General features: G+C 34.6%; 18 protein-coding genes. 13 read left to right on the top strand and 5 right to left on the bottom strand.

Annotated elements, in window-relative coordinates; genetic code table 11:
• Nucleotides 1-283: 283 nt before the first annotated feature.
• On the bottom strand, nt 284-1,603 hold the full coding sequence (locus ACR1PN_RS07520; RefSeq protein ID WP_433979524.1) for a sensor histidine kinase: 1,320 nt from the start codon (nt 1,601-1,603) through the stop codon (nt 284-286).
• A gap of 173 nt (nt 1,604-1,776) precedes the next feature.
• Nucleotides 1,777-3,120, bottom strand: coding sequence for a sigma-54-dependent transcriptional regulator (locus ACR1PN_RS07515; RefSeq protein ID WP_378180504.1), 1,344 nt, complete (start codon nt 3,118-3,120; stop codon nt 1,777-1,779).
• A gap of 456 nt (nt 3,121-3,576) precedes the next feature.
• On the opposite strand from ACR1PN_RS07515, the gene ACR1PN_RS07510 reads away from it, so the two are divergent.
• From ACR1PN_RS07510 to ACR1PN_RS07455, 12 genes are all read left to right on the top strand, one after another.
• A complete protein-coding gene (locus ACR1PN_RS07510; protein ID WP_433979523.1) occupies nt 3,577-4,818 on the top strand; it encodes an efflux RND transporter periplasmic adaptor subunit in 1,242 nt (413 codons plus the stop codon).
• A gap of 6 nt (nt 4,819-4,824) precedes the next feature.
• Complete coding sequence (locus ACR1PN_RS07505; RefSeq protein ID WP_433979522.1) at nt 4,825-6,219, top strand: DUF4932 domain-containing protein; 1,395 nt, start codon at nt 4,825-4,827, stop codon at nt 6,217-6,219.
• A 35-nt stretch (nt 6,220-6,254) separates the two neighbouring features.
• Complete coding sequence (locus ACR1PN_RS07500; protein ID WP_433979521.1) at nt 6,255-7,019, top strand: GIN domain-containing protein; 765 nt, start codon at nt 6,255-6,257, stop codon at nt 7,017-7,019.
• Between the two features lie 36 nt (nt 7,020-7,055).
• Nucleotides 7,056-8,513, top strand: coding sequence for a DUF4932 domain-containing protein (locus ACR1PN_RS07495; RefSeq protein WP_433979520.1), 1,458 nt, complete (start codon nt 7,056-7,058; stop codon nt 8,511-8,513).
• A 21-nt stretch (nt 8,514-8,534) separates the two neighbouring features.
• Nucleotides 8,535-9,401, top strand: a complete 867-nt coding sequence (locus ACR1PN_RS07490; RefSeq protein WP_433979519.1) for a hypothetical protein — start codon at nt 8,535-8,537, stop codon at nt 9,399-9,401.
• A gap of 13 nt (nt 9,402-9,414) precedes the next feature.
• Nucleotides 9,415-10,137, top strand: coding sequence for an ABC transporter ATP-binding protein (locus tag ACR1PN_RS07485; protein WP_120213337.1), 723 nt, complete (start codon nt 9,415-9,417; stop codon nt 10,135-10,137).
• Between the two features lie 83 nt (nt 10,138-10,220).
• Nucleotides 10,221-12,635, top strand: a complete 2,415-nt coding sequence (locus tag ACR1PN_RS07480) for an FtsX-like permease family protein (protein WP_433979518.1) — start codon at nt 10,221-10,223, stop codon at nt 12,633-12,635.
• Between the two features lie 93 nt (nt 12,636-12,728).
• Complete coding sequence (locus ACR1PN_RS07475; protein WP_433979517.1) at nt 12,729-15,146, top strand: ABC transporter permease; 2,418 nt, start codon at nt 12,729-12,731, stop codon at nt 15,144-15,146.
• 79 nt (nt 15,147-15,225) lie between these two features.
• Entirely contained in the window at nt 15,226-16,521 is a 1,296-nt protein-coding gene (locus tag ACR1PN_RS07470) for a TolC family protein (protein ID WP_433979516.1), read from the top strand.
• Nucleotides 16,522-16,812: 291 nt separating this feature from the next.
• Nucleotides 16,813-17,547, top strand: coding sequence for a DUF6597 domain-containing transcriptional factor (locus ACR1PN_RS07465; protein WP_433979515.1), 735 nt, complete (start codon nt 16,813-16,815; stop codon nt 17,545-17,547).
• 70 nt (nt 17,548-17,617) lie between these two features.
• Entirely contained in the window at nt 17,618-18,151 is a 534-nt protein-coding gene (locus ACR1PN_RS07460; protein ID WP_433979514.1) for a dihydrofolate reductase family protein, read from the top strand.
• Nucleotides 18,152-18,234: 83 nt separating this feature from the next.
• On the top strand, nt 18,235-19,812 hold the full coding sequence (locus ACR1PN_RS07455) for a Na+/H+ antiporter (protein ID WP_433979513.1): 1,578 nt from the start codon (nt 18,235-18,237) through the stop codon (nt 19,810-19,812).
• Between the two features lie 166 nt (nt 19,813-19,978).
• On the opposite strand, the gene ACR1PN_RS07450 is transcribed toward ACR1PN_RS07455, so the two are convergent.
• Together ACR1PN_RS07450 and ACR1PN_RS07445 are read right to left on the bottom strand one after the other, a co-directional pair.
• Nucleotides 19,979-20,296 (bottom strand): nuclear transport factor 2 family protein, encoded by a 318-nt coding sequence (locus tag ACR1PN_RS07450; RefSeq protein WP_433979512.1) that lies wholly within the window; start codon nt 20,294-20,296, stop codon nt 19,979-19,981.
• Between the two features lie 23 nt (nt 20,297-20,319).
• The gene (locus ACR1PN_RS07445; RefSeq protein ID WP_433979511.1) at nt 20,320-21,111 is read right to left on the bottom strand and encodes an SDR family oxidoreductase; all 792 of its coding nucleotides are present in this window, start codon (nt 21,109-21,111) and stop codon (nt 20,320-20,322) included.
• Between the two features lie 26 nt (nt 21,112-21,137).
• On the opposite strand from ACR1PN_RS07445, the gene ACR1PN_RS07440 reads away from it, so the two are divergent.
• The gene (locus tag ACR1PN_RS07440) at nt 21,138-21,620 is read left to right on the top strand and encodes a winged helix-turn-helix transcriptional regulator (protein WP_433979510.1); all 483 of its coding nucleotides are present in this window, start codon (nt 21,138-21,140) and stop codon (nt 21,618-21,620) included.
• Nucleotides 21,621-21,748: 128 nt separating this feature from the next.
• Here ACR1PN_RS07440 and ACR1PN_RS07435 read toward each other — a convergent pair whose 3' ends face one another.
• The gene (locus tag ACR1PN_RS07435; RefSeq protein WP_433979509.1) at nt 21,749-23,209 is read right to left on the bottom strand and encodes a contractile injection system tape measure protein; all 1,461 of its coding nucleotides are present in this window, start codon (nt 23,207-23,209) and stop codon (nt 21,749-21,751) included.
• Between the last annotated feature and the right edge of the window lie 7 nt (nt 23,210-23,216).

Raw genomic sequence — 23,216 nt, 5'->3', positions numbered from 1 at the left:
TGAACATTCAACTGGTGTCAATATTTCTAAAAGCAAAGCAAACACGTATAAAATTGGGACGAGATTACTCACAGTTTTTTACCAGAAGATTTTTCCAAACTAAAAAACGGAAAAAGCAGACAGCCGACGGATGGAGTAGATGTGAAATTCACTATCATAACCAAGACAAAAACATACAGTGTAGTGAATTCTGAAGACGATACTTCTCATCATAAGATCAAGAACTTTTAAGGTTTTGAATGAATATGAGAAGGAAATTGGTTCTTCAGAAAAATAGCCAATTTTATAATTCCACAAACCAAATCTCAAACCGGCTTCCCTGTTCCAAAGGTTTATAATTCAAGTAGCCTTTATGGGCTTCGATAATACTTTTACTGAGCGTTAAACCAATTCCGGAACCATTGCTTCTTGTCGTGAAAAACGGAAGGAAAATTTTATACTGAATTTCCTTTTGGATTCCGGTTCCATTATCTTCCACACTTAGAATGATACGTTTGTTGTGAGTTTTGATTTCGGTTTTAATTGTTCTTTCAACATTATCGGAAACAGCGTAAATAGCGTTGAGATAAAGATTAATTAAACATCTTTCAATCATCTTTTCATCAGCAGAAATCAGATGATTTTCCAATGAATTGATAATGGTGATATGTTTTTTTTCAAATTCAGGCTTAAGAAAATTGAGTGAAGATTCTACAATATTAGATATAGAAATTGTTTTAAAAACAGGTTTCGGAAGTTCGGCAACCTGACGGTAATCATCCACAAAACTCAGTAATTGTTTTGATTTTGAATTGATAATCATCAGACTTTCCTTCATATCCTGCTGATCTTCCTTTTCGATAATTTCCTGATTGGCAATGTATTCAAGATTCTGAATCAGACTGTTAACAGGCGTTAAAGTATTCAGAAGTTCGTGGGAAATTACTTTCATCAGGTTATTCCAGGCTAATTTTTCTTTTTGTTCAATAATTTTCTGAACCGATTCTAAACTGATGATGCAAAAGCGGTTTTTTACATTCTGAACTTTTTTCGTCCTTAATGAAAACGATTGTTTTGTATTTTCATTAATCGAAATATCAAAAAATTCCTGAGAGTTTTCGTAATTCGTTTGTTTGATGATTTGGTAGAAATCGGGCGCTTTATTTTCGTAAAGATTCCACGAATTATACTTCGGGATTTCTAAAATTTCAAGAAAAATAGGATTCACATAAAAAACTTCCCAATCATCATTTTTCATTGACAAAATCATCAAACCTATTTCGAGTTGATTCAAAATTTCCTCATACAATAGTTGGTAAGATGATAACGAAAGATGCTCTTCTTTACTTTGATAATACAATTTCACAGCATTATCAACCAGACCGTTTTCCTCAGTTTTTGGAAACAATGAAAAATCCTTTTTCTGAATCGCCAAAAGCAGTTTTTCTGTTTTCTGGATGTAAGACAAAGCCGAGGCCTGCGCCAAAATAATGCAGACCAAACCGACCAATGAAAACAAAACGCAATTGATCCATTTATTTTGAGAATAAAAATCAAAAGCAAAAATTCCGCTGACAATCGAAAGCAGAATAAATATCAGCCAAAAAAACTGTTGTTTTTTCATAGTTTTTTATAAATATACTTTCCTTAAAGTTCTTAATTTCAATAAACTTGTTTATTCTTATTTAAACATTAAGAAATGAAGGAGTCATTGATTCTAAATTTAAGAATTGATAAATCAATTTGATTAAGAATTTTAAGTTGAAATATTTTACTTAACTTCTAAATGTTTTAAAATTAAAGCTCAAATTTCTCCATTCTTCTGTATAACGCCGCTCTCGACAATCCCAGATCTTCCGCCGCCAGAGAAATATTTCCACGGTGTTTCTTCAATGCTTTTTTAATCAGGATTTCTTCCATTTCTTCGATGTTCAGATTCACGATTGTATTTTCTGATTCTTCATCTTGTGGCATCAGCAATTTAAGATTTTTCTCGTTGGAAAGAATTACGCTTCGTTCGATGCAATGGTCGAGCTCACGGATGTTTCCAGGCCAGGAGTAATGGGTTAATTCAGAAATTAAATTCTCATTTAAAGCCAAATCAGGTTTGTGATATTTCTGTTTGTATTTTTCTAAAAAATAATCAGCTAAAGTTGAAATATCTTCAATTCGCTCTCTCAGACTCGGAATATTCAATTCAACCGTATTGATTCTGTAATACAAATCCTTTCGGAAACGGTTTTCAGCAACGGCTTTTTTGAGGTTTTCATTGGTTGCAAAAATGAATCTCACATCCAACAAACGTTCTTTGCTTTCTCCGATTCTCGAAAGTTTTCTGTTTTGAATCAAACTCAACAATTTAGTTTGGAGATGAAGCGGAAGATTTCCGATCTCATCAAGAAAAACGGTTCCGTTTTCGGCATTTTCGATTTTTCCGGCATAATCCTGATGCGCATCCGTAAACGCACCTTTTTTATAACCGAATAATTCCGATTCAAAAAGATTTTCCGAAAGACTTCCCAAATCGATATGAACAAAAGGCTGATTCTTCCTTTCCGACAATTCGTGAATGTGTTCTGCCAAAACATATTTTCCGGTTCCGTTTTCTCCCAAAAGCAAAACATTGGCATCGGTTGCAGAAACCCGTTCAATTTGGTCCATTACTTCCTGCATTGCCGGAGATTGGGTTTCCAATTGATATTGATTGGTTTTGATGCTGACATTTTCCCATTGATTCAGCTTCTTATTTTTTCGGGAAATATCGACAGCCAAATTTACGGAAGCGTAGAGTTTTTCGTTATTCCAAGGTTTTAGAATAAAATCGGAAGCACCATTTTTCAGGGCTTCAACGGCTAATTCCACTTCACCGTAAGCCGTCATCAAGATAATCGGAAGCTGAGGTTCCAAAGTTTTAATTTCCTGCATCCAATACAATCCGTCCTGTCCGTTTTCAAAACCTTTCCGGAAATTCATATCCAGAAGGACCGCATCCACTTGCTGTTCGGATAAAAATTTCAGAATATTTTTAGGCTGACTGAGACAGCTCACTTCCGTAAAAAACTTTTTGAGCCAGACTCTCGCCGAAAACAAAATATCTTCGTCATCATCCACAATTAAAATATGGGCTTCTTTTTTTCGCATTTTTTGATTTAAATTTTGGCTAAAGCCTTTTTGTTTTGTCCACTTTTTAAATGGGCTAAAGCCCATTCCTATTGATATTAATGCTAATTATTTTTTAAGCATTAATATTATATTTGTTTAAAAAAATCGAATTCTCGTGCCAGTGGAACGACAATTTTAATTTCTACATAACGTCAATTGTGTATCCGGTGGCGACACTATTTCCTATTTTCTATAGATTGTCGTGCCAGTGGAACGACAATTAAGTTATCAATTTTTCCCTAAAATAAAATGATTTATCACTTATAATTCATCATTTATAATTAATATGTCCGTTTCCGTACAAAAAGTGTCCGATAATGAACAGTTTTAAAATTAATAAAATTATATTTAATCACATTTACAGAGTGTTACAAGATTATAAATTTATGGCATTCACATTGTGTAATTATCTGTAAGTAAAACAGTTATCTAAATATGGATACGAAAATAGTAAAAAAGAAATCTAAACTAAAATTTGTCTCAATTATCATCGCATCTGCATTAGCGGTTTCGGTTTTCGGATGGTATTTTTTGAATCAGAAAAAAACGTATAATGTAAAATTAGAAGATATTACGATTGATGAAGTGACGAATGGAAAATTCGAAGATATGTTGATGGTAACTGCACAGACGCAATCTCTTAATTCTTCTCTTGTGAATGTTTTGGAAGGTGGCGCGGTAAAAGAAATTTTTGCGGAGGACGGACAAATGCTGACAAAAGGACAACCCATCGCAAGAGTTTACAATCCGAATACAGAATTTAACTATCTGAATCAGGAAACGGGAATTATGCAGCAGATCAGCCAGATGAGAAGTTCGCTTTTAGAATTAAAGAATCAGGAATTCAGTCAGGATAAAGAATTATTGCAGTCTCAGAATGATTATAATACGGCGTTGCAGACTTTTAATCTTCAGAAAAGATTGTACGATGCGGAAATCGGAAAGAAAACCGATTATGATATTGCTTTACAAAATCTGAATTATCAGAAAGACAGAAAACAAATTGTTGAAAAAGGAGCTTCTAATGAGAAAACTTCGAGAAATGCCCAGTTTGCGGCGATTAATAATTCCATTAATCAGATGGAAAAAAGCTTGAATATTCTTCGCTCCAACAAAAATAATTTCCTCATAATGTCGCCGGCTTCGGGAAGGTTGTCGTCATTCAATATTTCTCTCGGACAAAATCTGACAAGTGGTGAAAGCATCGGGAAAATAGATTTGATGGGCGGTTACAAGTTGGTCGCAAAAGTGGATGAATATTATATTAATAAATTAACTACAGGAATCAAAGGAACGCTTGACAACAACGGAAAAGAATATGAAGTTATCATCACGAAGATTCTTCCGGAAGTGAAAGACGGACAGTTTTCTGTGGAACTGAATTTCATTGATGCAAAAATTTCAACCCTGAAAATCGGGATGACTTTCGGCGTGAAACTGAAATTGTCTGCCGATACGCAAAGTATGATGATTCCGAAAGGGAATTTCTACAAAGACACGAATGGAAAATGGATTTTTGTAGTGAAAAATAACAAAGCTGAAAAGCGAAACATCAGTCTCGGAAGAGAAAATCCTCTGTATTATGAAGTGGTTTCCGGACTGAAGCAAGGCGAGTCTGTCATTACTTCGGATTATTCTGAATTGAAAAAATATGAATTATTAGATATTCAAAAATAAAAAAATATGATCATAATTAAAAAACTTTTGGGCTTAAGTATGCTGATGATTTCAATACTGAGTTTCTCACAGGAAAAATTAATGCCGAAAGTAGATGAGAGGATAGAAATTGTAAGTCTTGTTTTCCGGTTGGCGGGCGCGGATGAGTACACTCAAGATGATAATAAAAAATATGTGGTGGATATTAATACGTATTTTGATCGTCATAAAAATTCAGAAATTGTCGAGTTTATCCAGAAAAACAGAAATAACGGTTTGGGTTATGATGCGGTAATATCCATGGCTCTTCATCTGTCATTTGAAAACGGAAAATTCAGCTTAATTAAAGAAAAAGAAAATTCGTTGGATAAAAGATGGGAACAGGTTGATATCAGGCAGTTTGTTTCTTTACTGAATCGGTTTTATAAACAGTCTGGCTTCCAAAAGTTCTTCAAAGATCATTCAGAAGATTATAAAAAGGCAGAAAAAGAATATGAAAACTCTATCCTGTCTGATTTCAATCAGGGTTGGTTTTCTAAATTTTATGGAAAAGATGCAGATGAAGAATACAAGATTATTTTAGGATACGGAAATGGAGATACCAATTATGGAATTAAAACTCATCCTGAAAAACAGAACACAATTGTAAATGCAGTTATAGGGGTATCAAATTTCGATAAAGAAGGAAATGCAAGTTTTGAAAAAAGCAAATATCAACCTTTGCTGATTCATGAGTTCAACCATTCTTTTGTAAATTATATATTGGAACTGAATGGTAATAGATCTAAACTGGAAAATTCGGCTCAAAAACTTTACAAATTAATAGAAAATGAACTGAAAGATCAGGCTTACGGCGACTGGGAAACTATGATTAACGAAAGCATTGTGAGAGCCGTGGTGATTCGTTATATGATTGATAATCATTATTCTCAAAAAGATATTGAGACAGAAGTTTCTGCACAGGAAAAAAGAAAATTTTTGTGGATTAAAGAATTGGTAAATTTGCTGGCAACCTACGAAAACAACAGAAAACAATATCCTACATTGGAAAGTTTCTATCCCGAAATCATTGCTTTCTATAATGAGATTTCTCCTAAAATGCAGATGTTTATCCCAAAAGTTTTGTCAGTTTTCCCTGAAATTAGAGATAAAAATGACGTTAATTCTTCAATAAAAGAAATCACTATTAATTTTGATCAGGAAATGACAGGAAATGGTTCTTCTTTCTCAATGGGAAGCCTGGGTAAAGAACATTTTCCATTGAAAAAATTTGATGGGTATATCAATGAAAATAAAGGCATCAAACTTCAGGTGGAAATGAAACCCAACACAGAATATGAATTTGTGATAAATGGAGATAAATTTATTTCAAAAGATGGCTATCCGCTACAGAAAACCATTATAAAATTCAAAACAAAATAGAAAACAAGCTTTTAATCTAAAAACAATACTCAGATATGAAAACTCTAACATTATTATTTTGGGTAACTTTTATAGTGTTTCCACTGACATGTTTTTCGGCACAAAAACAGACTGCCAATATTTCTCAAACAGAAACAAAAACGATTTATTTAGAACATTTTGATTCGATAGATTCTGAAATGGTATTTGATATAGAAGTGGTAAAATCTAACGAAGAAAAGGCGGTTATTAAAAGTAACTATATTGATTTTGTGGAAATAAGCGTGGAAAATAAAGTCCTGAAGATTGATTACAAAAGAGGACAATCTATGGAGAATGTGGATGCCAAAATTGTAGTTTATGCGAAAAATCTAACATCGGTAACTGCAAAAACAGCTTCTGTAGTAAGAATTAAAGACAACTTTACGATTGAAAAGTTTGATGTAGAAAGCGCGGGAAAAATTTTCGGAGATTCTAATGCAAAAAAAATCCTTATCACAGCACAATCTGCGGGTGCTGTTAAGGGAACAATGAATACTGAAAGTCTTATTCTAAATACCAGATCCGGAAGTACGGTAGATATCCAGGGAAAAATCGCTAAAGCAATCATCAGTTCCGAACAGGCATCTAAAATTACGGCTACAAAAGCTGATATTCATGAAGCAATTGTAACGGCTGGGTCGGCTTCCTCTGTTCATCTAAGTATATCCAAAGAACTGACCGCTTCTGCAAGTTCATTAGCTAAAATCAGATATAAAACATTGTCAGGAATTAAATTTTCTGCAAGCAGAAGTTCTAGAGGAACAATCGATTCTATTTAAAAGAATAAACTATAAACTTAGAAAACTCAGATTAAAATGAAGACCTTGAAGATGATTAATAAAAGCATTTTGACTTTGATGATGTTTTTATTGGCTATGAATCTGAAATCTCAATCAAAAGTGGATGTGGAATTCAATCCCAATATCGCCACGTATTCCATTGTTGAATATCTTGTAGCGAAGCATCAGGGAAGGCTTTTCTACATCGACGGGAAAGCGGACATCGGTCATTTACCTTTGGCAGATTTGGCGAACAGGGAAATGGAAAAATATGATAATTCGAAAATTATCAAAGCGATGCAGGATTATCTCCAGGTTGCCGGTCAGCAACAGGATTTGACTTATCAGGTTTTACTGAAGCACAATATTTTTCCGGCAAAAGGCTACGCTTACCAGATTGAGGAAAATGATAATGCGAAGAAAAAAGCAGTGGAGAACTTCGCCGAACAGTTGAGAGAGTTTTATATCGAAAGAAATCTGGGAAAATTCTTCAAAGACCAAAACCGTTTTTTAGAAGGCGCAAAAAATGAAGTGAGAAAAAATATTCCGGCTGGCTATATGGCTAAAATGGAGCAATACTATGGCGAGAAGTTTCTTGCTTACAGATTCTGGATTAATCCGTTGGATATTATGCCTAATATTCCGGTCTTCTGGCACGGCAACGGCCCAATGATTAAGTCTGACAAAGGACAGATTGCCAATATGATCAGCAGTCCTTATCTTCCGCTGGAAAAGAAAAATAATATCAGGGATTATAAAGAATTTGGTTTCAATCATCCGGAAACGCTCAACTTTTTAATCACGCACGAGTTCGGTCATTCGTTTGTCAACCAGCATTTGGGCCCATATGAAGACAGGATTAACAAGAGCAGTAATCTGATGTCTGAGGCTCTTGTTGATAAGATGGCGATGCACGGTTATTCTTACTGGCCGTCTTGTGTTGCCGAGCATATCGTGAGAACAGGAGAAATCCGAATTGCGTTGGCTGATGGCAATCAGAAATTGGCTGAAAGCTTACGAAAACAACATATGAATGACTATTCCTTTGTTCTGATTCCTGAATTTGAAAAGAAAATGGAAGTATATGAAAACAACCGTAAAAAATATCAATCGTTTAAAGATTTTGTTCCTGAATTACTAAATGTTTTGGATGAAACCAGTGTCGAAAAAGTGAGAACAAAATTGGGTTTATCTAATGTAAAATACGAAGTGAATTTAACGGTAAATGTTCTCGAAAACAGCGGTGATGTTTATATTACAGGTAATCAGTCAAGCATCGGGAATTGGAATCCTAACGTCATTAAACTTAATAAAACCAGTGAAACAAGCAGACAAATTACATTCAAAACTTATCCTGATTTGAAATTCAAATTAACCAAAGGAAGCTGGGAAACCGAAGGGAAAATCGACGGGATCGAAGAAGGGAAAGACGTTTCTTTGTCACTGGATAAAAATACAAGTCTGAATTACACGGTGAAAAACTGGAAACAATAATTAAACAATCAATAAACTAAAATGCAAAATCGATTATTGTTTTTAATCACAGTCATTATAGGTCTTTTTGTTAAAGGACAAAGTATTGACTTTAAATGGGAAAAAGATTCTATTAACGGGAAATTGGTTGATAAAATCGCAATGAGCGTGCCTTTCACTATTGAAAACAAAACGTATCGGTTTCAATTTGATTTAGGCGCCAATACGACTTTAATCTATGATAAATGCTTTGAAAAAACAGAGTTTATTAAGAATAAGAAAGTAGATGAAGCAATGGAAGCAGCCGGACACAAAGTTTTCACTGTTGATCATCAGAATTTCAGTGTTGGAAAATTAAAAATTGAGAATTTTAAACTTAACGGGCTTTTGAACTTCGAACAGGAGGAAGCTTGTGGTGTCGTAGGAGCAGATTTGTTTCAAAATAAATATCTGATTATTGATTTTCCTAACCAAAAAATAACTGTAAGCGAACAATTAAAAACCACTAAAAAAATTGATTTTGTTGGCATCAAGATTATCAATAACAAACCGATTCTTCCTTTAGAGATTGATGGCAAAGTGTGTCATTTTCAATATGATACGGGCGCAAGTATTTTTCCAATGGTTTCTTATAAAAAGAATTTTCAAAACTTAATTGATTCATCCAAAATTATTGAAAACTTTAATATCAGAAATTTTAACAATCCTCTGGTTGTAAAAGCAATAGAAACCAATAAAAATGTGATCATCGGAAAATCGGCATTCAGTACCAAAGAGTTTTGGTTTACAGACGAAGATTACTTTTCCTTTGAACAACAGGGGCTCGACGGAGTAATGGGAAATGTTTTTTTCCTCGATAAAACGATAGTCATTGACTTTAAAAATAAAAAATTCGGAATCATAATTTAAAAAATATACTACAATGATAAACATTCAAAACCTTTCAAAAGTCTATAAAACAGAAGATGTTCAAACCAATGCGCTTAACAATGTAAGCCTGCAAATCAAAGAAGGCGAATTCGTTGCGATAATGGGACCTTCAGGTTGTGGAAAATCGACTTTTCTTAATATTCTTGGACTTTTGGATAGCGCTTCTTCAGGTTCTTATCAATTTGAATCGGTTGAAACCATTGGAACTTCTGAGAAGAAAAAATCAGAGATCAGAAAGAAGAACATCGGGTTCATTTTCCAGAATTTTAATCTGATTGATGAACTGACAGTTTACGAAAACATCGAATTACCATTAATTTACAACGGTGTTTCCTCCTCAGAAAGAAAAAGAAGAGTGGAAGAGATTATGGAGAAAATCAACATTGCTCACAGGGCAAAACATTATCCACAGCAGCTTTCTGGAGGTCAGCAACAGAGAGCAGCGGTTGCAAGAGCTTTGGTGACTAGACCAAAATTAATTCTGGCCGATGAGCCAACAGGAAACCTCGACAGCTCCAACGGAAATGAAGTAATGAATCTCCTTGCAGAACTTCACAGAGAAGGTTCTACGATTGCAATGGTAACGCACTCGTCTTACGATGCAGGCTACGCTTCCAGAATCGTGAATATGAAAGATGGTGAAATTTTCTCCGAAGAACACTCTTCTCAAAGAAAAGATGTTTTCGAAAAAGCAGACGCAAAAAACTTCGAATAATTGTTAAATAAGGATGTCTGATGATGGATGTTAGGTGAAAAATTTCCGACATCCAGCATCCTTCCTGCAACAAAAAAATAATTATGTTTAAAAATTGGCTCAAAATTGCCTTCATCAATTATAAAAAGAACTGGTTGTCTACCATCATTAATTTGTTTGGTTTAACCATCGGTTTGACAGGATTTATGCTCATCCTAATGCACTGGAATGACGAAGAATCCTTTGAAAAGTGGAATCCGAAAAAGGATGACATCTATTATTTCCAGACTTATTACAAAAAAGATAATGTTTATGGAGGTGCTATCTCAATTCCTTTGGCAGAAAATGCATTGAAACGAATCTCGGAAGTCGAAGATTATGTTTTGATGAACGGTTCTGATATGGCCTACAAAATGACCACCAAACATACGACGGCTTATCAGAAAGGCGGGATGTCGGTCTCAGAGAATTTTTTCAACTTGTTCCCATTCAAATTAGTTGCCGGGAGTTATAAAGACGTTCTCAAAAATGATAACAACATTGCTATTTCTAATGTTGTGGCAAAGAATCTTTTCGGAAAAACAGATGTTGCAGGCGAAACGATAAAAATTAACACCACAGATTATATTGTTACAGCAGTCTATGAACTGCCGGCCGGAAACAGCCAGATGAAGCCTGATTTTGTGTATAAACCTGCTGAGCAAATCAAAAATGATAAAGAAGCTTGGGGAAACTTCAATTATGCCAGCTTTTTTTTACTGAAGAAAGGTGCTGATCCTAGAAGCTTTGAGAAAAAATTCCTGGATATTATTATGCTTCGGGCAAAAATAAACTCTAAAGGTTCCGGAATGACACCTCAGCAGTTTATTGATACTTACGGACCGACAGATACATTGCTAACTCCGCTTGATAAGATAAAACTGCATTCAGAATCTACCTGGTTCGGGAAACCGGATTTCAAATCGTTGATGATTCTGTTTACTTTATCCGTTCTGATTGTGATTTTATCGGCCATTAATTTTATTAACCTTAAAACAGCGCAGGCTTCTCAACGTGCGAAAGAAATTGGGGTTAGAAAAGCGATTGGAAGTACAAAATCCAGTCTGGTTCTGCAATTTTTGATGGAAACTTTCCTGATTTGTTTTGCATCTTATCTTTTATCATTAGCGCTCACAGAAATTCTTTTGCCAAGTCTTAATAAGTTTTATAACAAGGAAATTGTGATGAACGACTGGCATATTTACTTCTATTCATTGGTGATGGTGGTTTTGGTTACGGTAATTTCCGGTCTTATTCCTGCTTTATATTTATCCAATTTCAAAGCCATAGAAACTCTGAAAGGAAACTTTGCAAGAAGCAGAAACGGCGTTTGGCTCAGAAACGGAATCCTGACTTTGCAATTAATCATTTCGTCATTCTTTATCATCGGTGGATTGATTGTCAACCAGCAGGTAAAACATATGATGAACAAAGATTTAGGTTTCAATGGAAATCAGATTTTTCAGATAAATTTCAATGAATTCAATAACGGGAAACCTTGGCTGAAATATGAAAGACTGAGAACAGAAATGGCTAAAATACCGGGTGTAGAAAGTATTTCTTTTTCAGAAGCGCCTCCGGGAAGCAATAATCAAAGCAGTTCTAATATGGATTATCTGAATACCAGTATTCAGGCTCGCCACGGTTCTATAGACTACAATTATCTTCAGTTTATGAATGTTAAACTTCTGAAAGGACGTTTTCTAAATCCTAAATTATCATCAGATACAATTGACAATGCATTGGTTAATGAAGCATTTTTGAGAAAGTTCGGATGGACCAATGAGCAGGCAATGAAAAGGGAAGTCAGACCGGGATTCGATAACAAACCTTATCATATCATAGGAATTGTGAAAGATTTCAACATCAGAAGTTTGAAAAGCGAAGTAGAGCCGATGATATTCTTCCACTACAGAGAAACCGAATGGAAAAGGTACAATGTAAGTAATATTCAATTAAAATTAAAAGCAGACGATATCGACGGAACTGTTAAAAGATTGAAAACCTATTGGCAGAATAATGTAGAACCGGGTTATCCGTTTGATTCTTATTTTATTGATAAGCAATTTGCCAAAACTTTTGAAACTTATCAGAAACAGCAGACACTTTTCACCATCCTGAACGCAATGGTTTTGATGGTAGCTTTATTAGGATTATTCGCTTTGTCTTCATTAATGATTGAGCAGAAACTGAAAGATGTGGCGATTAGAAAAACACTGGGCGCATCAGACGGAACTTTAATTTTTGGTTTGACGAAACAATTTCTTTGGATTACGTTAATTGCAGTTCTAATAAGTATTCCGATCAGTTATTATCTGATGAACGAATGGTTGAAAGATTTTGCCTACCGAATCGATATGCCGGTTTTACCATTCATTCTGAGTATGATTTTATTATTGATCCTGACGTTTGCTGTTGTGAGCATCAAAGCTTATCAGGCAACGAAAGTGAATTTAGTTAAATATTTGAAATACGAATAAAGATGGAAGCTAGAAGATAGATGCTGGAAGTTTTTCCATATAATAATTAACATCCATCTTCCCTCATCCATCTTCCAACCTAAAAACGAAACTATGCTAAACAACTGGCTCAAAATAGCATTCATCAATTACAAAAAAAACTGGCTTTCCACCATCATTAATTTATTTGGATTAACGATTGGACTGACAGGATTTATGCTCATCCTGATGCATTGGAATGATGAGGAATCTTTTGAAAGATGGAATCCAAAGAAAGATAGCATCTATTCATTTCAGTCATATAGTAAAAAAGAAAACTCTTATGGAAACAATATTTCCATACCGATAGCAAAGCACTCAAAAGAAGTTATACCGGAAGTTCAGGATTATGTTTTACTTAAAAGCTCTGGAATGGGCTTTAAGATGACCACTAAATATAAAACTGCTTATCAGGATGATGGAATGAATGTTTCGGATAATTTTTTTGATTTTTTTCCCTTTAAATTAATTTCTGGGACTTATAAAAATGCATTGAAAGATGGTAATGTAATTGCCCTATCTACAACTGCGGCCAAAAATCTCTTTGGCAAAACCAACGTTGCGGGAGAAACATTGAAGTTTAATGATAAAAGCTTTATTGTTACAGCAGTTTATGAATTGCCGAAAGAAAACAGCCAGATAAAACCTGAGTTTTTGCTTACGCCTGTAGAACAAATGAAGAATGACGAAAATGAATGGGGAAACTTCAATTACGGTTGTTTTTTTATGTTAAAAAAAAATGCAGATCCTAATGTTGTTCAACAAAAAATTGTAAAAGAAGTTTTCGAATACAAAGCTAAAGTAAACGCTGGAGGTTCTGGCATTACACCACAAAAATATTTAGAATTATATGGTCCCAATAATTGTTTGCTTACACCTCTTGATAAAATAAAGCTGCACGCAAAGGCTTCGTGGTTTGGTAATCCAGATTTGAAAACCTTGATGATTCTTTTTATACTCTCGGTTTTAATAGTTGTTTTATCAGCGATCAATTTTATTAATCTTAAAACAGCTCAGGCTTCTCAAAGAGCAAAAGAAATTGGAGTAAGAAAAGCAATTGGAAGTACAAAATCTAACCTTGTTTTACAGTTTTTACTGGAGACTTTTGTAATCTGTATAGCTTCTTATCTGCTTTCATTGGCCTTAACAGAGCTTCTTTTACCAAGCTTCAATAAGTTTTATGATAAAGAAATGAAGATGGATGACTGGAACATCTATTTTTATTCTTTTGCAATGGTAATAATAGTAACCTTAATTTCAGGCTTGATACCGGCAATGTATCTGTCAAATTTCAAAGCGATAGAAACACTAAAAGGAAACTTTGCAAGAAGCAGACATGGAGTTTGGTTAAGAAACGGAATTTTGACTTTACAATTGATTATTTCTTCATTCTTCATCATTGGCGGACTAATTATCAATCAACAAGTGAAATACATGATGAATAAAGATCTTGGGTACAGTGGAAAGCAGATTATGATGATCAGTTTTAATGAAGAAAATTCAAAACCTTGGCTAAAATATGAAAGGCTTAAAACTGAAATGAAAAAAATAGAGGGTGTTGTAGATATTTCATATGGAGAAGCTGTTCCCGGAAGTGGAAGAAGCAATGATTCAAATATTGATTATATGGATAAAAGCATACAGGCTCAGCACGGTTCTATGGATTATAATTACCTCCAGTTTATTAATGTAAAACTAAAAAAAGGTCGCTGGCTGAATCCGAATCTCGCATCTGATACGATAAGTAATGTTCTGGTGAATGAAGCTTTCGTAAGAAAATTCGGTTGGAGTGATGACGAGGCTTTGAAGAATGTTTTTCATCCAGGATTTGATTATGATAAAAACTATCATATTGTAGGTATTGTAAATGATTTTAATATCAGAAATCTAAAATCGCAGATAGAACCGGTTGTGTTTTTTCATTATAAAGAAACCGAATGGAAAAGATATGATGTCTATAATATTCAGCTAAAATTAAAAACCGACAATATTGATGATACAGTAAAAAGAATACAAACTTATTGGCAAAATAATGTAGAACCAGGTTATCCTGTAGATTATTACTTTATAGATAAACAATTTGCAAAAACTTTTAAAACCTATCAGAAGCAACGAACGCTTTTTACTATTTTGAATGCAATGGTTTTAATGGTGGCTTTATTGGGATTATTCGCATTATCTTCATTAATAATCGAGCAAAAATTAAAAGATGTAGCCATTAAAAAAACTTTAGGTGCTTCAGACAGAACTTTGATTATAGGGTTAACGAAACAATTTCTCTGGATTACTTTTACAGCAGTTATTGTGAGTGTTCCAATCAGTTATTATCTGATGAATGAATGGCTGAAAGATTTTGCCTATCGAATTGATATGCCGGTTTTACCTTTCATTCTGAGCATGATTTCATTATTGATCTTGACTTTTGCAGTTGTAAGCATAAAAGCCTACCAAGCTACAAAAGTGAGTCTTGTGAAATACCTGAAATACGAATAAAATTCCTCCTCTGGAGTGTGTTGAAAGTTCAAAAGAATTTTTTACGGATGGTCTATACAATCATCAAATAATTAAAAAAATGAAAAAAATATTCTTCATATTCATCATCAATCTTTTTCCTGCTCAGCAAACATGGACGCTCAAAGAATGTCTTGATTATGCCTCGGCAAATCATCCGCTTATAAAACAGGCAACAGTAAACATTCAGAAAAGCGACCACCAGATCGCAGCGTCAAAAGGTATGTTGCTTCCGTCAGTAAATGCAGGGGTGAACCATAGTTACAGTTTCGGTTCATCCATTAATCAATCCAATAATCAGAGAGAAGCGCTCAATACACAATATGATCAGATTTTTGCTCAGGCAAATGTTGAATTGTTTAACTGGAGAAATTATTTAAATATTTCTTTGTCTAAGCTTAATAAAACAACAAATACTTATAAGCTGAAACAGGCTCAGAATGAAGTGAAACTGAATGTTGTACAGACCTTTTTTGCTTATCAGAACAGCAAAAGCTGGCTTGAAGTTCTTCAGACACAAATTTCAGGAATCGAAGAACAGATCAGGCGAACAGAAAAAGAAGTCGAGATCGGAAACCGTCCTAAAAGCGATATTTACGATATCAAAGCAAACTTGGGAACATTACAGGAACAGTGGGTTTCTGCAAAAAATCAGCGTGATTTGGCCAAAATCAATCTCCTTAATGCTTTGAATATGAGAGATGATTCAATTGATTTTGTGATGACTGAAGAAAATTTACTGACTGAAAATTTTTCAGATTCGGGATTTACTCAGAAGCTTATAGAAAATAACCCTGCTTATAAAACCATACTCGCAGAAATTCAGGTAAAGGAAAAAAGTATCAGTGTTGAAAGATCTGCTTATTTACCTACATTAACGGGAAATTACAGTTGGTCCACTTTTTATAATCGGTTCTTAGGAAATAATCAAATGGTAAATACCAATTTTTCGGATCAGTTTAGCCAAAATAAAAATCAATCGGTTTCATTTGGGCTTAATATTCCGATATTTAACAGGTTTCAGATTAAAAATAATGTAGAAATAGCAAAACTGAATGTTATCAATTCAAATTACGATAAAGATTTAATCGTCAATGATCTTACAAAATCCATCAATTCAATAAAAGCTCAGTATCTCAATGCTCAGGAAAAATTCAATCTTTTAGAACTCAATTTCGAAAACCAGAGATTATCATTTCAAAAATCTGAAGAAAAATACAAAGAAGGTCTAATGGATGCCTACACTTTTTTTATTGTACGAAATAACTGGCTACAAGCAAATTTTAATCTTATCAACAGCAAAAATGACGTAATGCAGCAGACAGAATTGTTAAAGATTTTGCAAAATGGGTTTTAAAGATTGATTTACTTTCATAGAAAAAATAATGTTTCTTTACAAATAATGATGTTCATTAAAGTAAACTAACTTTATATCCGAATATAAAAAACAATTTCGCAACTTTACTTTTACAAAATTTTCCAACTACAGTTAAAATTGTGATTTTGAATATTAATAAAGGAGAATCAAGAGTGATTTTATTCAACTCTTCGGTAAAATCTGATTCGGATTGTCATTTTCTCCACAGGAATTTAGCTTAAAAGGCGATGGTTCTTTGCTGAAAATATTGTTCTATATGTAAATTAAACTATGCATTACACAAAAATAAAGCCTTGCAGGGAATTAGAACCTTTTATTCATTTCTATTGGGAATTGAAAGGAAATGAGACGGAGAAACAGTGGGAGCGCGTTTTCCCGGATGGCTGTGCTGGTGTACTCATCAATTTAGGGAATACATGCTTGACGGATAACGGTTCATTTTCAATGGAATTTGGAAAAACGTATGTCGTAGGTGCCATGAATTCTTTCAAGGACAGCATTATTGATAGGGATACTCATTTACTGGGTGTGTGTCTAAAACCTGCAACATTTGCCAATTTCTATCATTATGCTTCACAAAATGAATTAACAAACGATACTGTTGAATTTGAAAAATCCAATTCTTTTAATATCGATAAAACATTTAATAATCCATTCAATTATTTTGATCAATTCTTTTCAGATAGGCTAAAGAGCAAAAATATCAGGCTGCAGTCCACACTTGAAAATATACATTCAACAAACGGAAAGCTAAGCATTGATGAGGTGGCTAAAAGAAATTTTACAACAGTAAGACAGCTTGAACGGAATTTTAAAAAGCTGATCGGATTATCACCCAAAGAATATTCAAATATTATCCGTTTTCAGCATGCTTTGCATTTGATTAAAAATTCAGACCAAAACCGGAACTTATTGGATATTGCATTTGAATGTGGTTATTATGATCATTCGCATCTTAGTAATGACATCAAGCGAAATACCGGACTTACACCATCCTTACTTTAATTTGTCGCATTTTTACAAAGTACAGGTAGTTGAGTAAAAGTAAATTTGCACAAATAATAAAATTAAATCAATGCGAAAATTATCACTTTTCATTGCTATGAGTTTAGATGGCTACATAGCAAAACCAAACGATGACCTGAGTTTTTTGAAAATTGTAGAAAAAGAAGGGGAAGATTACGGTTACGCGGACTTTACTTCCCAAATTGATACGGTAATAATCGGCAGAAAAACCTATGATTATGTACTTAAAGAAATAGGCCCATCTCATTATGACAATGGTCAGCGGGATGTTTACGTTATCACAAGAACCGAAAGACCAAAAGTGGGCAGAACGACTTTCTATACAGGAGATATAAAAGAATTAGTCACACATTTAAAGTCTGAAAAAGGAAAAAATATATATTGTGACGGTGGTGCTGAAATTATAAATGAACTACTGAAGCATCATCTGATCGACGAGTTTACAATTTCGGTGATTCCGATTTTATTAGGTGGCGGAACAAGGCTTTTTAAAGATGGAAGACCGGAACAGGCGCTTGAATTCATTACGGCAAAAACATTTGAAACAGGATTGGTACAGCTGAAGTATGAACGAAGAAAGTAATTAGTTTTCTAAGGGTGAAAATTCCACAGAAATGTAAAATTTTTAAGAATTTAATATATATTTAAGTATCTAAAATTTTGTATATGCTTAAAGACTTTGAATTTTATCTTTTCTTGGTTTTCTTAATTACGATGCTTATCATGCTGGCCAATAAGATTAAAGTTGCATATCCGGTTTTACTGGTGTTGGCAGGACTTGTTATAAGTTTTATTCCCGGAGTACCACCCATTAAGATAGAACCCGAATTATTATTTATCATTTTTTTGCCCCCGCTATTGTATGAAGCGGCATGGTCAACCTCGTGGAAGGAGCTTTGGCGATGGCGCAGGATTATCTTCAGCTTTGCTTTCGTAGTGGTTTTCTTTACCGCACTCTCAGTTGCTGTTTTTGCCAATTATTTTATTCCTGGATTTTCTCTGGCTCTTGGTTTTTTGCTAGGGGGGATTGTTTCGCCGCCGGATGCAGTGAGCGCCGGAGCAATTTTAAAGTTTGTAAAAGTTCCGAAAAGATTGGCTTCCATTCTGGAAGGTGAAAGTTTGCTGAATGATGCTTCTTCTTTGATCATTTTCCGGTTTGCGATGATTGCTGCTGCAACCGGACAGTTTGTCTGGCATGAAGCGGCCGGAAGCTTTGTATGGATGTGCTTCGGAGGTTTGGGAATAGGACTTGGGATTGCATATGTTTTTTTGAAAATGCATAAAATATTGCCTACTGATCCAAATATAGATATACTGCTGACCTTTATTGCACCATTCTCTATGTATCTGGCGGCGGAACAGCTTCATGCATCCGGAGTTCTGGCAGTGGTTACTGGAGGACTATTTCTTTCTTACCGCAGTCATGATTTTTTAAGCAGTGCGTCGCGAATACGTACGGTAACCGTTTGGGAAAGTTTTTGTTTCCTGTTGAACGGGATTGTTTTCATGCTGATCGGTTTAGACCTGCCGGAAATTGTTTCAGGCTTGGGCGAAACAGATATTTACACTGCCATCGGTTACGGAATTGCAGTTACCGTAGTGCTTATTATTGTCAGGATTTTAGCAGGGTATGGGGCACTCATTACAACCTTAGTGATGAGAAATTTCATTACTGTTGCCGATCCGCAATCACCTGGGTGGCAAACGCCTTTAATTATTGGATGGACCGGAATGAGAGGGGTGGTGTCTTTAGCGGCGGCGCTTTCCATTCCCTTGACTTTAGATGACGGCTCTCCGTTCCCACAAAGAAATATGATCCTTTTCATTACTTTTATCGTGATTCTGTTGACGCTGCTTTTACAGGGGCTTACACTTCCTTTTTTACTTAAAAGATTTCCGCCGGTAGATAGGGATTTTATAAGAAGTGCAAAAGAAATCGATTATGAAATTCTAAACAATCTGGCAAAAGTAGCTATTGATAAAATCCGAAGTGACTATGCAGACAAAATAGAAAGTTTTCCGGCGTTGAAAGATCAATTGCAGAAATACGAAAACCAGTTGAGCAGTTCTGAAATCATTCTGAATTATGAGGAATACAGACGTATTTATATTGACATACTCGACGCTCAAAGAAGCTGGCTTATCAATAAAAACCGTGAAGAGCTTTTACTGGATGAAAATATTATCAGAAAACATCTGAGATTATTGGATTTGCAGGAGGAAAGATTGAATATGAAAGGTTAATTTCGTTGAAATATTATTTTAACTTTTTGAATAAAAAAGAGTCCGTCTCACCACTCGTGAACGGACTTTTTTTGATATTGTCGATCCTTATTTTCAGAGAAAAGTTTTCTGATAAACGATTCTCAGACTTATACCATCAGGTTTTAGAAATACATTTTTGTGTATTTTATTCTGTCACTTTTAAGTGCTGGATTTTTCCGTCCGCAATTTCAAAATGAAATTTTAAAATAATCGGACTGCCCGGAAATGTTCCTGAAATTTTTGCTGACAAAATATTTTTTTTCTCCTCATAATCTACCGGCTCCATTGTGGCTTTATAATCTTTGTTGGATTTGTCGATCCATTGTTCGATTTCTTTTCTCCCTGTATGGGTTTTGCCTTCATCAAAAACTACGGCTGTTTCTGCAAAACATTGTGCATAAGCAGCACTATCAAAATTATTCTGTGTTTTTACTAACTCGCTGATTACATTTGGTAAGTTCATATTTTCTATTTTTTTAATGATTATTAAATGGTTGGTACTGTTCCGCCATCGATTACATATTCTGTTCCTGTTAAATAGCTGGCTCTTGGTGAAACCAAAAAGCCTACAAATTCGGCAACTTCGGCAGGTTCAGCAGGTCTTCCGAAAGGAATTCCTCCCAATGCATCCATTACGCCCTGTTGCGCTTCTTCTACCGTACTGTTCGAATTTCTTGCAATTTCGCCCAGCCAGGCTTCCGATGCTGTTGTATTGATCCAGCCTGGAGAAACCGCCAATACACGAACACCTTTAGGAGTAACTTCGTTTGATAAGCTTTTGCTGTAGTTTCTCAGTGCTGCTTTTGCGGCTGCATAAGGTAAAGTAGAATCGTATAGAGGCAGTTTACCTTGGATAGAAGCGATGTGAATAATAACACCCGTTTTTCGCTCGATCATTTGCGGTAAAAATCCCCTGTCTAGCCGAACCGGAGCCAAAAGATTAGCCTGTAGCGTTGATTCCCAATCTTGATCATTAAGCACGGCAAACCCGCCTGCAGGAGTAGATGATCCACCAAGGTTGTTAACCAAAATATCCAGTCTTCCGTAGCCCGAAAGCACTTCGCTGATTACTTTTTGGGTACCTTCTGCTGTACTCAGATCGGATGCAATGAAATGAAGATTACTGTTCTCTTGTTCAGGGGTATTTCTTGCGGTAATAATAACCGTTGCGCCAGCTTGTAGCAGTCTGTCTGCAATGGCTTTTCCTGCTCCTTTTGTACCTCCTGTTACCAATGCAATTTTGCCGGATAACTCATTGTTGTAATTAAATTGTTCCATTTTTTAGATTTGTTTATAGGACAAAATTGAGGTATAAAAACAGTTCATACAAGTACGGAGTTACGATTCAGATAGGGATAAATTATTCCCCTATTGTACAAATCGGAACATACGCTTACTTTTACATTATGTATGAGAGAAAAATAATTCCGAATCTGAATTGTGGTCTTGACCTAATCGGTGAAGTGCTGTACGGCAAATGGAAAATCCGTCTTCTTTGGTTTATTTATCAGGGACATAAAAGACCAAGCGAATTGCAGCGTAAAATTCCGGATGCATCACGAAGAGTTTTAAATATCCAGCTAAAAGAGTTGGAAGACCACGAGTTGGTTACGAAGAAAATTTACCCTGTCGTACCCCCAAAAGTAGAATATAGCTTAACTGAGTTTGGTGAAAGCCTGATCCCAGTTGTAGGAGCTTTGGGACAGTGGGGAGATCAGCATGAAGAACGGTTAAGAACCTTAATTTTAAAAAGAATTCAGGGATTGGTGGATCCGGAGGAAGATTAAAGGTTTTGTATTCCGGTAAAATTATTTCCGTTCCAATAGTTCCCAAATTTTCAGAAAATTCCTAATGAAGTGATAAATGACTTCATGGTTAGTATAAGTTTTTATAATTTAAAGAAATCATTCAGCAGTTACCAGTTTACAAATATGAATTTTTCCTGCCACGGGAGCTTCACGAGACCTATTCCCCAATCTAGTTTTTCTAATAAAATATCCTGTGTTTTTCGTTCCACAGTCAGGGTGTAGTCATGATCAGTAATAATTAACTTACCAGAACGCTGGAAAAATTCGTTTTGTAACAGGGCGACTGATGATTTTTTCATAGGTGCCCAATTGTGTTGAACACTTTCTATTACATTTTTAGCTTGTGTTTTATGTTTGCTCGAAAGTTTAATATGTTTGTTAATGGTTTTATTCACAGGAATATTACATAAGAATTTTTCGAAAGTCATTTCATACTCCGGAGCGTTTGTTTTTCCGGTAGCAATATAATGTAGCAAATGGGCACATAATTCAGGATCAATAAGTTGTTGGGTTTTGGGGTGAAGAAGCTGACAATGTTCAAAAAAAATTTTAATAAACGGATGTATTAAAATAAGTCCTGCGTTTTGAACATATTGCCCCTCGTTTTTAATTAAATCCTCATCACGCATGTTTAATTTGGCCTCTGTATCCTTTTGGGAAGTTGTTACGATCAAAATTTCTTCGTTCTTAGAGGCATTTTCTGAATTTTTTTTGATGATTTCTATAATTTCATTTTTATTAATAAAAGGGAATATCTCAACTATTGTTTTCACATTCTGATGATTCTTTTTTGCCTTTGAGAAAACAGCTGAAGCTGATTCTGCATTTGCTATTTGTTGTAGAAGATATTCCCTGATATTGCTATTTGATGAGCTTACATACTTTGATAAGACATTCAAAATTAAACGCCACATAATGATTCTTTCATTATGGCTCAGTTTAGATATGGGATGCGTAATACTGTCTCCCAAATTGATTTTTAACTCCTTATTTTTTAAAATTACCAGACATAATTGTGCGATCTGCTCGTTCGAAAGTTGATGGATAATCCGATCCTGAACATTTGGTTTAGATAAAATCGGGATGATGCTTTCTTGTAAGTCGTTTACCATAATGAGAGTGTCGAATACTTTTGGTTCTAAAAAAGCAATATGTTTTTCATCAGAATTCCACCATGGGGTATGTCCTTTTTCCAGAAAATAGATAAAAGTTTGAACTAATTTTTTTTGATGGTCAATCAGATATGCTTTAGAATCATGTTCTGTTTCTTCTGAAGTGTCAATTGATTTTGTAATTTCTTCAATTTCTTCTTTAAAGAGTTGAGTGATTTTCTCTTTTAACTCTGCATCTAACGAGCTGTTTTTTACATCCAGATTCAGTGCTAACCGGGGAATTTGCAAGATATGATTATCTAATTTGTAATCTAAAGCATTGATATACTTTTCTATTTCCGGAAAAACATCCATAGACAAAAAGCTATTAATATCTTCTTTTATACTAAATGCTTTTTCTTTATTGTTTACTGTAATTTCGATAAAAACTTTCTGAATGATATGATTCTGCTTCACACTAAAT

The organism is Chryseobacterium sp. RLHN22, assembly GCF_051011795.1.
In the GTDB taxonomy this organism is placed as follows: Bacteria; Bacteroidota; Bacteroidia; order Flavobacteriales; family Weeksellaceae; genus Chryseobacterium; species Chryseobacterium zhengzhouense.
Note: the sequence above shows the minus strand (reverse complement) of the source record. Positions and strands in the feature narration are given on the sequence as shown.